Source organism: Tenacibaculum agarivorans, from assembly GCF_001936575.1.
In the GTDB taxonomy this organism is placed as follows: domain Bacteria; phylum Bacteroidota; class Bacteroidia; order Flavobacteriales; family Flavobacteriaceae; genus Polaribacter; species Polaribacter agarivorans.
On record NZ_MSMP01000058.1, the window covers coordinates 1 to 15,172 of the forward strand.

Consider the following 15,172-nt stretch of genomic DNA (forward strand, 5'->3'; position numbering starts at 1 on the left):
ATTAGTATCTCAAAATATTTCGGTTATTGAAGTAGGTGCATATTCACATATTTTTGAAAAATTCATTGATTTTGTTGGTGTAAAGTATCTTTTAATTACTGACATTGACACAAATAAATTGATTCCTACTGGCGAAAAGAATAAAGAAGGTGATGATATAATAGTATCTAAATCATGTCGAGTGAATGATCCTAATGTGAGTGGCACGAGTAATTCTTCATTAAATCATTTTGTTAATAAAAGTGTACAAGAATTAATTAAATCTCAAAATATATTAATTAAGGATAATAATTTATGTATTGCTTTTCAACATGAAGAAAGTGGCTATCATGCAAGAAGTTTTGAAGATGCTTTTATACATATTAATTTATCTTTTATCAAAAAAAATAAAGATGCTTTTAATGGATTAAAAAATAAAAGAGAATTTGATCTAGAGGGAAAAGATAAAAAAGACGCATATGAGCTTGCCGAAAAATGTATTCTAAAGAAAACACATTTTGCTCTAGATGTAGTTTATCATAGTGATCAAAATTATAGTAATTGGAATATTCCATCATATATAAAAGAAGGATTACTATGGCTTCAGAAGTAGATCAAATTATATCAACAATGGCAGCAGGAAATCATTTTTTATTAAATGGTGGTGCTGGTAGTGGAAAAACACATACTTTAATTGAGCTTATTCAAAGAATTACTGAAAAAGAACCAAAGGCAAAAATAGCATGTATAACATATACTAATGTTGCTGCTGATGAAATTACGGAAAGAGCAAATTCTTTTTCATTAAAGGCTTCTACAATTCATGATTTTTTATGGGATAATATAAAGGGGTTTCAAACTAATTTGAGAGATGCAATAATAGAACTAAATGAGGATGTATCTGAAGAAGAATTATCAAGAGATAAGGAAATTAAATATCTAGAATATAAAAGCTTAAAGAAGGGAGTTATTTCGCATAATGAAGTTTTACAACTAGCCAAATTTCTTTTTATAAAACATCCACTTCTATCGAAAATTATAAACGATAAGTTTGATTATATTTTTGTTGATGAATATCAAGATACTTCTGAAGAAGTTATAGATATTTTATTGACTTACCTTAATAAAAAAGAACTTGATTTAAAAATTGGTCTTTTTGGAGATAGTATGCAATCTATTTATGATGGGATTGGAAAGATAAAGATTGAAGAATTAGAGTTTAGTGAGCATCAAAAACTATTAAAAGAAGTTCCTAAAAAGTTAAATAGAAGAAATCCCAGAAAGGTGTTAGATATAGCAAATCAATTAAGGAACGATGGTTTGACTCAAGAGCCTGCCAAAAATATTGGTTCTCCTAACATTAAAAAGAATGGGACTCATAAAGAAGGAAATGCAATTTTTCTTTATTCTTCACTAAAAAACAAAACTCTTAAAGAAGTTTTAGAAAGTGATTATTGTTCTAACTGGGATTTTGAGAATGACAACGACAAAGAAAAGCCTCTGACAAAAATATTATTTACTAGGAATAGTCAAATAGCAAAAGAAGCTGAGTTTAACTCGCTTTTTCAAATCTATGAAAAAGATAAAATAATAGGAGGATCTGGATATGTTAAAAGAATAAAAGATTTTTTAAAAGCAAACCCTATAGAAGATGATATTAACTCACTCACTTTTTTAGAACTTTTAGATAGACTTACAAAAAAATATGACGAAAAATTAGATATAAAAAAGGCTCTTAAATTAGTTGAAAACGAAAAAAAAAATAAAGACACTACTCAAAAAGCTATAAATGCTGTTAAGAAAGTTCACCCAGGAATTGAAAAAATTCTTCCTGCTAGAACTATGTGTGACTTTATTTTTAATAATAAAAAACTTTTTGAAACTGCTCTTAATAGTGAATTTCAAAACTTAGCTAATACATATATTAATAAGGATAAACTTATAGGAAAGAAAAATAGCAAAAATTCAAATTCAAATAAAAGAAATGATGAAAGAGATGTTCTTATAAAGCATTTATATAAAATTCAAGAAATTATTACGTTGTATAAAGACAGTGATATTATTAAGCTGATTAAAAAAGTTGATTTTAAAATACAAATAGGCAAACATAAAATCCTTCTCAAAGATAAAATGGATAATTTATGCTTGCTTACCTCTTCTAAAATAGAAGATATTTTAGATTATATTGAAACTTCTGAACTATTTAATATTGACTCAAGAATTACAGAGTTTATTGAAAAAAATCCTTATTTAATTGAAAGAATTAAAAGAGTAAGCTATTCAGAAATCGAAAATCTTTATAATTATACAGAGGGGCTTAGTTCATATTCAACTCAACATGGTGTAAAAGGAGATGAATTTGACAATGTCTTAGTTGTTATTAATAAAGACAAAATTTCGCAGTTAACGGTATGCTACAAAACTCTTTTTGAAGGAGATTCTGAAGATAAAAAGTATTATGATAGAACATTAAATCTTTTCTACGTTGCTTGTACCAGAGCAAAGGAGGATTTGGTAGTTTTCTATGAAGGTGATTGTTCTGATAAAGTTATTATTAAAGCAAGAGAATGGTTTGGTAAAAGTAATGTTATTGATTTGGATAAAGAAGTATAAAAATAAAGATGGATAGCTTTAATCTTTACATAGAAGCAAAAACTCAATATGAGAAATTAATTCCTAATAAAAATGATGGATTAATCCTCTTATCCCTCTATGATAAGTATAAGGACAAAGAGTTTACAGAACAAAATATTATCTCAATAATAAAGAAAGTTTTTAAAGATCAAGGAAATGAAAGCCCAAGAACAGAAAATCACAGAAACAACAATATTGTTCTTAGGTTACAAGAAACATTTTTATGGCGTAATAACTCTAAAAGAACATATAAATTTAAAAAATATGGTTTTGAATGGTGTCAAAATATTGAAAAACGATTAATTAAACGATATAGCCCTGCCAAAATAAAAAGGTTTTTTGATGAATTGTATAAAAGTCTTAGTGAAAATATTGTAGAACGAAAAAATTTTAATGAATGGATAGAGGATCATTTTGAGATACGAAAGCCAGAGCTTATTTCACAAATTGAAATTTTAGACCAACAAGTTAATGAATCTGTTCAAGAGTTTCAGTATAATATTAAATCACAAGAAAAAGACATACTCAATATTTTAAAAGAAATAGAGTTTCGTCTTGAGATAATTAAAGAACAAGCATTAAAAATTAAAAATGCTTTTCAAATTTCTTATGATATTGACGAACTAATGACAGGTATTCTTGAAAAAGATAGCGGATATGATCATATTGAAAATATTAAAAGAGTTCAAGATTTTCACGATAATTCTAGAAGTCAATTAGAGCATATCAGTAAGAGAATAGAAAAAATAAAGCCTCGAATTAGAGAGTTTATATATGATTTCAATAGAAAAGACTTTGATAGAAAAACAAATAAATTTATTGGTTACCTATTAAATAACTCTTTTGTAAAAAGAGATAGAAATACTAAAAGAATTCATCTTCCAGATAACCTCTCTGGAATACAAATAAAATCTACGGAGCATAATCTAAAATTAAATGTACTTTCAATTAGAGATATAAGTCCTAAAATGCCTGTAGAAGTTACAAAAAGACAAGTTGATATCGAAAAACAAAAAAAATTAATAGAAAAAGCGAAAAAGTGGAAGCAAGAGAAAGCAAGAGTGAAATATTGGACTAATATGACTTTTCAAGAATTAGAAGAGAAAGGCATCTTAGTTTTTTCACCATTATTTTTCAAAATTTTAGATAAAGATAAACTTAGGATTGCAGTTAAAACTGCTCATAGTATCATTAGAAGATGTACCAAACTTAAACACAAGTATAGTATTGAAATAAAAAAAGAAGCTTTTACTAGCTCATCACATAAAGAAACATCGTTATGGCAAATGAAAATTCAAAAGAGATAGGTAAGTATAGTTTTCTCTATGAAAAGAAAGCATCTTCCATCTTTGGTAAACTTGATTATGTATTAAGAAGTGGAGTGCACGTACAGAGGGAATATCCCTTAAATGTAAATTTATTTCGCTTTCTAAACGAGGCAGAAAACTTTGAGTCTTTAAAAAATTACTATAGCGATTTATTCAATTTAAATCTGATAGAAGAAGGTAGTGAATTTAATCGATACTACTACCTAGCACTAAATGAAGATGGGAAAAGTAATGTTCCTTCGGATAATAGAGAGTACTTAAAAAGTGAGTATATAATCATAGGGATGTTATTTCTAAAAATGTACAAGTTAGATGGGAATATTGAACTTGATAGTATTTCTGAATTTTCAACTACGCTTTATGAAGAATATGAGGAGGAAAAAAATGCGTTAAGAAAATTAATCAATGATAGTTCTTCAGATAAAGGTTCAGATATGAATGATGAAAAGTTTGAAGATGTAATTAGAAAATCATTCTTAAAGTTTGGAGAGTTAGGTTGGTTAGTGTGGGATGATGAAAATGAAAAAGATAAATTTAAGATTATGCCATCCTTTGAAAGATTGAGAGTAGCTTATCAACCACAAATTGCAACAATTGATGACCTAATAAAAGAAATAAAAAATGCTGAATAATTTTCCTCGTATATATAGCTTGTCGACTATAGGTATTAAACAACATTTTAATGCGGATTATTTATTCCACCCTTATAGAACAGATTTCAGTGGAGAAAGTGGTAGTGGAAAAAGTATGATAGCAGATATGATACAATTAATTCTTGTTGGTTCAAGTGAGTTTAAATCTGCAACTGATGGAAATAAAAAGCGAGATGTTAAAGGAATGCTTTTGGGTACTAAAGGGAACTCAACTTCCAGAGGCTATATATTTTTAAATATAGAAATTAAACCAAAGCAGTACATAAGCATTGGCGCCTATATTGAAGGTACAAGTAATATGGCAGACATGTTTATAATTCAAAATGGATATGATTGGGAAGAATTAACAAATCTTACTACACCGATCCTTGCCAAGGATTTAATTATTAATAATAAAATTGAAACACTTAAAAACCTTTGTGAAAAGTTTGAAATAGCAAACATGAAGTCTTTTAAGAGAAAAAGTTATCATCAAATACTTTTTAACAATGATATACTTTCATTGGATTTAACAAAAAATGAGACTTTAAAAACTTTTGCTAGTATACTTAGGTCATTTTCTAGAGGTAAAGGTTTTAAAATAGAATCGGAGAATTTAAAAAAGTTCCTTTTTGGAGATGATGAACAAAACATAATATTAGAAAAATATAAAGAGGAGGTAAATAACATAAATAATGATTTTCATGAACATAAAAGATATTTAGCTGAAATAAATCTTATAAACGAAAAGTGGAATTTATTAGAAGATGCTCTTACAAAAAGTAATAACTACAAAACTATTTATATAAAATACCTCAATAAGAGATTCAATTTTTGGAATACGCTTCTGAAAAAAGCAATAACAGAAAAAGAAAAGAATACTAAAAACCTTGATGAGACTAATTTAGAACTACAATTTATAGAAAACTTAATACTTAAATTAGATATAAAAGAGCTTGAAGAACTATTAGATACTAAAGAAAGAATTATTGAATTTAATGAAAAGAACGAGCTTGAGAATGATATAGAAAATAAATTTTTGGAGGTAAAGCAATCTAAATTAAATGTAGAAAAGGTAAAAAAATGGTTGAAGATTAATGATGAAGATTTGGAGAAAGTTAAAGATTGGTTCTTTACTCAAAAAAAAGAAAGTAATGCTAAAAATAAATTACAAGAGTTTAATGACTATCTAACAAATGAAGAAATAGCAACGGATTTTGAAACTTCCTATTGGTTAAAAGATTTTGATAATGCTCAAGAGAAGTTTTCTATAGAAATAGACAAATTAGAAAAGGAAATTAACGAACAAGAAACTTTATCCAAATTTTCAGATGTAAACAACCCTGAGTCGCTCTTAAGATGGGCCACTGAAAATTTAAAGTTCCCAATATCTTATGAGATTGAGAGCATTTTAATATACTTCCAAAAATACGGTAGAGTTAAACCTTCAGAAGAAAACTCTAAAAGATATATCCCTGAACCAGAAGAGCTATTCAATAAAGTAAACGATAATATAAAGGAAATTAGCGAAAAAGGCTTTTGGCTTAATCTTGATGGCGTACACGAATTTGTTGAATGTTCTAAAAATCGAGTTTTGGATATTGATAATCCAAAGGAATTAATTAACTCAATAGTAGAGTTTAAAAATAAGGTTAATAGCAAGTTACAAAACCTTAATTCACAAATAGAAACTAAACGAGAACTTAAGGAAACCTTATTTCAATTTAGTAACCTTAAAGAGCATGTTAAACTTTATGGTCGTAAAGATGAACTTAGTGAGTTTAAAATTCATATTGACCTAGAAGACATAACAGAAGATTCATTCAACAATCTTCTAAACGATTACAAAAGAGAAAAGAAAATTGAAAAAAAATATGATGAATTAAAAGGTAGATACCAAAAGCATTTAAACAAGAAAAATACTCTAGATAACTATACTAAAAGAGTTAAACAATTAGAATCTTATTTTTTCGATGAAGATTCAAATGTAGATGATTCAATAATTGAAAGTAGAATTGTTGATAGCAAAGAACAATTGTTAGAACAAGAGAAGAACTTTGAAAAAAAACAGATAGATGTTTTTCAGAAAAAGTATTCAAAACACATTAATGATAGATCTAAATTAATAGGGTTAAGATATGACACTCTAGAATCAAGAAAAGATTTGCTAGTAATTAAAAAGGAAAAAGAAGACCACATAAGTGTATCTGAAGAAGAGTTAGATGAAACAAATCGAATGAATGTTGACTTGTTCAAATCTAATATAAAGTTTAATAATGAAGCAGAAGAATTTACTAATCCAGATGAGGGAGGTTATAATTCTTTAAAGTATAAAGCCGATAGTGTAAAATCAGATTACAAGGCATATTTACGATTGATTACAAAGGATTCACCATATGATGATTCTGTATCAATAGGCCAACTGGCAAACTATCTTTTACCAACAGTATTTCCAACATCAAAAGTGAATGAAGATTTAATCAATAATAATATTGCAGATAGATTAAATAAGTTAACTAAAGATATTCAAGAAATAGGATCAAGAAAAGTTGAAATTCTTGGTGATATTTTTAATCAAGTGTATAAAGTTTATACAGGGTATTTGACTAAAATCAATGAAATAAACAGTTATCTTAAAAAGAAAAACAAAGGTATTACAGGAGGTAATAGAGCTTCGTTATCATATAAAAAATCAGTTCATTATCCTGAAAATTGGCTTTCGAGTTTTAGAAAGCAATTAAATAATCAGATGAATTATACAGGATTATTTAGTGACCTTCGAGAAGAAATAGATATCAATAAAATGATGATTAAAGCTTTTCAAAAACTTGGTGGTAGTGCTAAAGTAGAACCAGAAGACCTTATGAATCCAAAGTCTTACTTTGATTTAGATTTTCATCTAAAACTTGATAACGATGAAATTAATTCAGGAAGTCATGGGCAAACCTATACAGCCAATGCCTTGTTATGCTTAGCTAGGCTATCCTTAATTGAAGAAAAAGATGTTGGACTTAAAATAATGCCCATAGATGAAGCTGAGGGGTTAGGTAGTAATTATGATATGCTTCATGAATTAGCTGAAGAAGAGAAGTACCAAATTGTGACGATGGCAATTGAAACAGCTGGTGAAATAACAAACGATGGACAGTACATTTATATAATGAATGAAAATAATTTAGCTGATATGGAAAATTTTGTTCCACCACTTGGTATTTTTTCAGATGAGGTTTTTGAAGATATTAATGAGTATATAAATGGAATGATAAAAAATGGATAAGAATATTACGTGGAAAGAATTAAAGGCGTTAGATGACATCTACCGATTTAAAAAAACCAGAGCTAATATTCAGGAGCATCCTTATATACAATATCTTATTAATGATAAAGGAATTCTTGATTTAAAGCCTGATAATATAAAAGTTATAATAGCTACGGAGGAGTTTGAAGAATTTTATGAAAAGAATTTTAAGGTGGCTTATAACGAAGCAAAAGCATTTCTTATTAAGAATGGAATTAAACCAACTGCAAAAAAGAGTTTTACACTTGAAGATGTCAAAACATTAATGCTCATTAGTGAAAACAAAGAAGAATTAAGAAACAATCCAACGAATATTGAAGATTTTTCAAATGAATTTTTTAATATTTCCAAATACTTAAAAGAGAAGAAAAGTGTTAGAGATGCGGTATTTATTATTTTAGATATTACCCAGTTTCCTTTAGATACAAAAGAGAACCATTGGAGGATAGTAGTTGATCATAAAAACCCGAAAGCCATCGTATTATGTGAAAATAAGTCTTTTTTAAAACAACCTTGGATTGCACGTAATACAGAGGTTAAAATGTGGTATGTAGGAGGAAATAATATAAAAGTTTTAGATGATATTGATGAAGTGGAGCTCTTAAAACCAATATTTTATTCTTGTGATTGGGATTTAGCTGGTTTACAGATTTATTCTCGAATCAAAACAAAATTAAAAGATAGAAATAGTGATATCCATCTATTATTTCCAAATGAACCTCATAAAAGAATTAGTACATACATTAAGTATCATTATAGCCATTGGAATTTAGTTAAAACGTTATCTGGTTTAAAACTAGAAGATTTTTCTAAAAAAGAATTATTACTCATAAATGAGTTAATTCAAAATGAGCAGTGGATTGAAGAAGAATCAACAAATTTGGAGTTAATGATAAAAGAGACCTTAAATTAAATTATAGAAGAATGAGTAACTTTAGATTATTATCAATTATACCTTTAAAAGGATGTGACGAAAAGTTTAGTAAAAATTTGATAATTGGTAATCCCTATAAATTCACAAATGAATACTCAATAGAACTTAATGAGGATAATAGTAAAATTAAAAAAATTATTAGAGTAAAAAAAAATGAAGATAATAATATTTATAAGCTAAAAAATGGTATTAATATAGAAGTTTCAGCTGTTGTAGGTTTAAATGGCTCAGGGAAAAGTGCTCTAGTAGAACTTTTATATTACTTAGTTTATGCTATAAGTATTTATAATAAAAAGGAAAAATTGTTAGATGAACATTCTGTAATATTAGAATCTCAAATATTAAAAGCTAAAAAAGATCTTGAAAAGCTAAATGGTCAGAAAAACAAAAACGCAAGATCAATAGATCTATTCAAATTTATTAACGATAATAATCTCGAGTTTGATAAGAAAGATTTACAAGGAATTACTAATGGTACAATTTTGACAAGAAACCTTTTCAAAAAAAAACTAACACATTTAATCCAAGTAAAAAACGATGATATTGAACTACAAAATTTAATCAAAAAAAAACTTTCAGTTAGTGTTATATATAGTACATCTGAAGGAATTAATTCTATTGTTTTTTCTAAAGGTAAACTTGAATTCTATGAATATACCTCAGAAGGTAAACCGAAAAAGAAAGATGATTTCTTTTTTGAACCTTTTTTCTATTCAATATGTTTAAATTATTCGCATCATTCATTGAATTCTAAAGTTATAGGTAACTGGATTAATAGTTTATTTCATAAAAATGATGGTTATGCCACACCTGTAGTTATAAATCCAATGAGAGATGAGGGTAATTTTAATATAAATAGAGAATTACACTTATCTAAAGAACGTGTAATGTCTAATTTATCTTATGACGTAGTAAAGAATAAGAAGTTATTTGTATTGGGAAAATATAAACTCAAAAAATTTCTATTTTTTACTAAACAAGATTTTGAATTAATTAAGAGAGCTGGTTTTATTGATCAAGATGAAAAATTAAAATACTCCAATACAAAATATTTAGATATTGATGATTTTGATAATTTAAAATCTGTAAAACTGGTTCGTTCTAAGTTAGGTGATAGCTACTTAAAAAAGTATACAAATTATCAAGATTATGCTCTTGGTTACTTAGAAAAAAAAATAGATCGAATAAAAAACAATTACTCCCATTTGTTTAGAGATAAAAATTTAAATCATAACCATATTAAGTTTATGGCTTTTTTAAGAAATGATAAAAGTCATATCACTAGAAAATTAAGGCAAACTATTAACTTTATTAAGTTTACTCATAACCAAAACTCTATATGGAATAAAGATGGGAATTACTCATACAAGGAATTTACTCCAGATGATTTAAAATCTTGGATAAATGAATGTGGATTGAAAGAAGAGGCACTTACACCTTCTTTACTAATGGATTATGCTTTACCCGGCTTTTTTAATATTGATTTTGAAATATCTGTAGATAAGGAAAAAACTATACAATTAAGTGAACTAAGCTCTGGTGAGCAACAAATAATCTTTAATATTAATACAATTACATATCATTTATATAATTTACATTCAGTTCATTTTACAGAAGAAGTTAGTGATATAACACGAATTGCATATAAAAATGTAGCAATAATTTTAGATGAAGTAGAAATCTATTACCACCCAGATATGCAAAGAGAGTTAACAAGTAGTATTTTAGATGCCTTAGAGAATATAAAAATTAAAGGGCAAAAAGGAATAGAATCTATTCATTTAATATACTTAACTCATTCTCCATTTATTTTATCAGACATTGAATCATCAAATATTTTAAGACTAGAGAATGGTGAGATAAAAACGATTCAACAACAGACTTTTGGAGCAAATATTCATGATTTATTAGCCAATGATTTCTTTTTAAAAAAAGGTTTTATGGGTGAGTTCGCAAAAAACAGAATAAATGATGTTATAGAAATCATGAAAAAAAATCAGAAAAAAGAAGAAATAGAGAATCAAAATATAGAAGAGTTAGAAAAAGAATGTAAAGGAATTATAAATATTGTAGGTGAACCTATTTTATATATGAGCTTAATGGATTTGTATACTGAAACATTTAAAAATTCAAAGAATACATTTATAAATGAGCAAATAAAAAAATTAGAAAAATTAAGAGATGATAGCGATTCATGAAAATAAAGTGTTATACGTTCAGTCGCTTTTTAAAATAGAGATAGAAAATCAAAGAGAGAACGCACTAACCAAATTAAAAAAGATTAATAAAAATCAATTTAATACAGCTGAAAAGAATTATCTAAGATCAGTAATAAGATTGTTTGAAAAAAACTCTTCAATAAAGATTATAGAGTGTGTCCCAAATACTATAGAAAACCTTATAGTATTGATCGGTAGTATTCCTCCAAATTCTAGATTTTATAAAAACGGAAAACCTAAAAAAACTCTTAAAAAATTTATACTCGATGCTCTTAATTATAAATATTTAAGAGGAATATTTTATCCAATATATTTTAAAGAGTTAGGGATTAAGTCATGTGTGTATTGTAACTCACAGTTATCAATAACTGCTGTCAAATCTAACGGAACTTATTCCGCTAAATTTGATGTTGACCATTATTATTCAAGAGATAAATATCCATTTCTAAGTATTTCACTGTTTAACTTATACCCAGCTTGTGCATCTTGTAATAGACTAAAAAGTAACAATAAGATTGAATTTGAATTATATACACTGGATTCTAAGAAAACAACAAAATCTAAATATAATTTTAAAATGAGTTCATATTCTAAATCTAAGTATTTAACTACTAGAGATGCTCAAGAAATTAATTTTTCCTTTTCTGAACCTACGTATAATGATCCTATAGCTAAGAAATTTAATGATGTTTTTCATATAGAAAGTATATATGAAACTCAGAAAGACTTGATAGAAGAACTAATTATTAAAAGTCAAATTTATAATAAGTCTTACTTGAAAAGTTTAAATGAAAATTTTAACAAATTATCCTTACACCCTGAACTATTTAAAAGGTTATTAGTAGGTAATTATACACAAGATAAAGATATCCATAAAAGACCAATGAGTAAAATTGTAATGGATATAGCAAAGCAACTTAATTTAATTCGAGAAGAATAAAAAATGTAATCAATTCTTGTATATACTACATATGTGTGAACAAAGAGATTTTACAAAAAAATAAGTCTTTTTAACTGCATAGGTACAACAATTATTTATTTAAATACTCAAAACCTTTCTGATAATCCTCTTCTTTGAATGCTATATATGCTAGTACTTTCAGGATAAAAGTATGTTTATTACACTTATAAATTCTTTTCTCTATATATAACTCTAATATTTGTTTTACATTTTTATAATCTAAAATAATCCAATGATAGTAAGCTAAATTAATATAGTCATCTATATTTTTGCTCCCATTTTTGATAGCATTATCAAAACATTCATATATATGGGTGCTATCAGTATTAAGTTTTTGTTTTATTTGACCTAACACAGACCAATATATATAGTTGTCAGATTTTTTCGTTAAAGCACTTTTGATAGTTTCTAAAGCAAAAAACCAAATTGATCTTTTTGTTTGATTTGGATAACTTTCTGAAATTTTTAATTCTAAAAAAAGTTGTAAAACTTTGTGAGATGGATTTTTCTTGTAATTTTTTAATAAGACATTATTAAGTTCTTTAGCTTTTACAAAATCATGATTATTTATATGAAGTTTTATTAAGAGTGTTATTACTTTTTCTTTATTACTAGTGTTCTTATATACATGAGAAGTTAAACTCTTGATGGCACCCTCAAAATTTAGTCTATTTAGATCATCAAAAGCTCTTATTAAATCAATGGTTACTCCATACTTTTCAATCATTTCTTCTTGGAAGCTAATGTATGATGAACTCCTATTAGAATAAACTCTTCTTAGAAATTTAAAATAGTTTTCGGGGAATTTCTTATTCTTATTTTTGCTTTGTTTGCCTAATAGAACTTTAACTTTTTCATTTGGAAATAGTTGCTTGGCTTTTTTGATAATTAGTCCTAATGATTTAGATATTTCCTCTTCAATTAATTCAATTTCACCTTCAATATCTTTAGATAATTGATTACTAATATCTCCAATATTAATTTCCTTCTTTTTGTCAAAATATTTAAATTCGGATATTCCAAATTCTTTTAAACTAAGCTTTATTTTATCAAGTTTTTCTTGCGGTAAATCAGGAGGTATTGTAAATGTCAGATAACTTTCTCTACCAAAATTATCTTCACATATAGTTTCCTTTTTGTCCTGAAGGTTAAATTGATATTGATAAGCGTCTAAAAAACCTTCAAAGCCTACTCTACTTGCGTAATAGTCTAGTTTACTATCTCCTACATTTTTGATTTTTTTTTGAATTTCTAATTGATTAAAATTTTCAATCGCTTCATAATTTTTTAAATCATTATTTTCTATTCTTGTGACAAAGGTTAAACTATTAGCATATTTATGTGTATTAGGTATTGATTGATCGGTCAAAAAAGAACGATAATTCTCTGATAAATATTTTTGAAAAATTTCTTGGTTCTTATAAGTAAGATATTCTAAATAATCACTATGATCTAGTATTCCTTTTTTGTTTTTTAGGATTTTATTATAACATTCTTTAATTGTTATTAGATTAGACTCTACATGTTCTAATAAATTTCCTTTCATATTTTCTCTTCTTTCTTTGTGGAGCTTCAATAATTTAAGAAGAGCTTTCTTTTTTTCTATAGACCAAAAATTCATATTGACAAAATAATAAAATAAGTTAAAAATCGACTTATGAGAATTAAAACATTTGAAGACCGGTTTCTATATGTTCCAAATCGAAGAGAGGGGACTTGTGATTTTAATGGAGTTTTTCAACCAACAGAAGAGGTAGAGGAATTAATTCAAAAAGAAGGATTAGAATTTATCAGAAACAAGATATTATCTATTGTAGAAAGTAGAAAAGAGATGTATGGTGATGCTTCTTCAGAATTTTATGGGATGTATCCTCAACAAAGATTTTATGATCTTCAGAATAGAATAATGTTTGAGGTTAGAGCTTTAATTCTTCCAGAAGATAATATTGTTACAATAAAAAAGATAGAAAGCATAATTTCAGTAAAAAAACAATCTAATATACATGCATATAATTTTATAAAGAGTGGTTTAGGTTATCAATATGATTGTATTGATTAGTTTACGTTGAGAATAATGTAATCTGCATATAATCTTCCAATATTATTCACATATTCGGTAATTCACTTTTTAGACCTCTGATCTAATTTTACATTAGGATTATATGGAGCTATATACCTCCATATAATTGAAAAAGTAAATCACGAATTCTGATTTGAGTATTAACCTGTTTCTAGTTGCAAATAGAACAATAAAACAAGATTCAAATATGTAGAAAAAATATTCGCAATGAAAGCGAATAGAGTTCCAGTAAAAGGAACTAAAAAACTAAAATTAAAACAAAATCTCTGAAGCAATGTGGCTTCAGAGATTTTTAAAAGAAAACAAAAATATGCGATTTTTTACAAATTTCAAATATTGGCTTCGTCCTAAAAAGGATCGAGAAGTCTATGATATACTAGATACAGAGCTTTCAGCGTGTGTACGAAAAGCAAAGTCTTTAGGAAATAGTTATAGAATTACGGTTGGTATTTCAAAGTTACGTTTGGTAACCTTTGATATCACTAAAAATATAGAAGTATTAAACTCTGCCTGTTGTGATTTAGAAGAAAAAACAGCTAAGAAGTTAGCAGATTACAATCTAGCAGTAAAAAAGTTTTTAAAAGTAGATGAAGATTATAACAGCCTTATAAAAATGGATACATCAACATCTCAAAAGAAAGAATGTCAAAACAAAAAATAAAAGATCATGAATAATAGATTTCATAAAAAAAGTGTCGCTGAAGATGTACGACTATATGCAGCGATTTTAAAATGGATAGAATGGCTTACAGATGAATATATTACTCCCTTATTAGGGATTTTAAAAACGAAAGATTTTGAAAAAATTAAAAAGTTTGAAAAGCCAAAACGTGAAAAGTTCCAAAAGAATGAACTTTTTCAGGCAAATGTTATAGATGCTGTTTTTTTATTATTAGCCGTAGTTTGTGCTTTGTTTACAGAGATATTATTGTCTCAGATTATTTTTAAGAAAGTAATAGGTATTTCGCCAGAAAAGGCAAAATACATGAGTTGGGGTACTACGGCTATACTGTTCACAGGATCAATGCTTATTAAGCCTTTGGTAAAAGATTTCTTATGCAAGAGACCTGTTGTACCAAGATTTTTCAAAATAGGTATGTTTACCTG

11 protein-coding genes and 1 pseudogene are annotated in these 15,172 nt (G+C 26.6%); 11 read left to right on the top strand and 1 reads right to left on the bottom strand.

Going from position 1 to position 15,172, the window contains the following annotated elements:
• From BVC87_RS23605 to BVC87_RS22345, 8 genes and pseudogenes are all read left to right on the top strand, one after another.
• A pseudogene (locus tag BVC87_RS23605) lies at positions 1–592 on the top strand (TOPRIM nucleotidyl transferase/hydrolase domain-containing protein); the annotation flags it as partial.
• Positions 577–2,592 carry an AAA family ATPase gene (locus BVC87_RS22315; protein ID WP_075344621.1) on the top strand — a complete coding sequence of 672 codons (2,016 nt, stop codon included), beginning with the start codon at positions 577–579 and terminating at the stop codon, positions 2,590–2,592. The pseudogene BVC87_RS23605 and the gene BVC87_RS22315, both read left to right, overlap by 16 nt.
• An 8-nt stretch (positions 2,593–2,600) precedes the next feature.
• Positions 2,601–3,920: a hypothetical protein gene (locus tag BVC87_RS22320; RefSeq protein ID WP_075344622.1), complete on the top strand. Its 1,320-nt coding sequence runs from the start codon at positions 2,601–2,603 to the stop codon at positions 3,918–3,920.
• Complete coding sequence (locus tag BVC87_RS22325) at positions 3,893–4,573, top strand: chromosome partition protein MukE (protein ID WP_075344623.1); 681 nt, start codon at positions 3,893–3,895, stop codon at positions 4,571–4,573. The genes BVC87_RS22320 and BVC87_RS22325 overlap by 28 nt, the downstream gene beginning before the upstream one ends.
• On the top strand, positions 4,563–7,850 hold the full coding sequence (locus BVC87_RS22330) for a rhoptry family protein (RefSeq protein WP_075344624.1): 3,288 nt from the start codon (positions 4,563–4,565) through the stop codon (positions 7,848–7,850). The genes BVC87_RS22325 and BVC87_RS22330 overlap by 11 nt, the downstream gene beginning before the upstream one ends.
• Positions 7,843–8,784 (top strand): hypothetical protein, encoded by a 942-nt coding sequence (locus tag BVC87_RS22335; protein WP_075344625.1) that lies wholly within the window; start codon positions 7,843–7,845, stop codon positions 8,782–8,784. The genes BVC87_RS22330 and BVC87_RS22335 overlap by 8 nt, the downstream gene beginning before the upstream one ends.
• An 11-nt stretch (positions 8,785–8,795) precedes the next feature.
• Positions 8,796–11,003 (top strand): AAA family ATPase, encoded by a 2,208-nt coding sequence (locus tag BVC87_RS22340; protein WP_075344626.1) that lies wholly within the window; start codon positions 8,796–8,798, stop codon positions 11,001–11,003.
• Entirely contained in the window at positions 10,987–11,964 is a 978-nt protein-coding gene (locus BVC87_RS22345; RefSeq protein WP_075344627.1) for an HNH endonuclease, read from the top strand. The genes BVC87_RS22340 and BVC87_RS22345 overlap by 17 nt, the downstream gene beginning before the upstream one ends.
• Before the next feature lie 91 nt (positions 11,965–12,055).
• Here BVC87_RS22345 and BVC87_RS22350 read toward each other — a convergent pair whose 3' ends face one another.
• Entirely contained in the window at positions 12,056–13,531 is a 1,476-nt protein-coding gene (locus tag BVC87_RS22350; protein WP_143569887.1) for a hypothetical protein, read from the bottom strand.
• 111 nt (positions 13,532–13,642) lie between these two features.
• Here BVC87_RS22350 and BVC87_RS22355 point away from each other — a divergent pair, with 111 nt between their 5' ends.
• From BVC87_RS22355 to BVC87_RS22365, 3 genes are all read left to right on the top strand, one after another.
• Positions 13,643–14,044: a hypothetical protein gene (locus BVC87_RS22355; RefSeq protein ID WP_075344629.1), complete on the top strand. Its 402-nt coding sequence runs from the start codon at positions 13,643–13,645 to the stop codon at positions 14,042–14,044.
• Positions 14,045–14,375: 331 nt separating this feature from the next.
• Positions 14,376–14,726, top strand: a complete 351-nt coding sequence (locus BVC87_RS22360) for a hypothetical protein (protein WP_075344630.1) — start codon at positions 14,376–14,378, stop codon at positions 14,724–14,726.
• 6 nt (positions 14,727–14,732) lie between these two features.
• On the top strand, positions 14,733–15,172 hold a 440-nt coding region (locus tag BVC87_RS22365; protein WP_143569888.1), incomplete at its 3' end, for a hypothetical protein.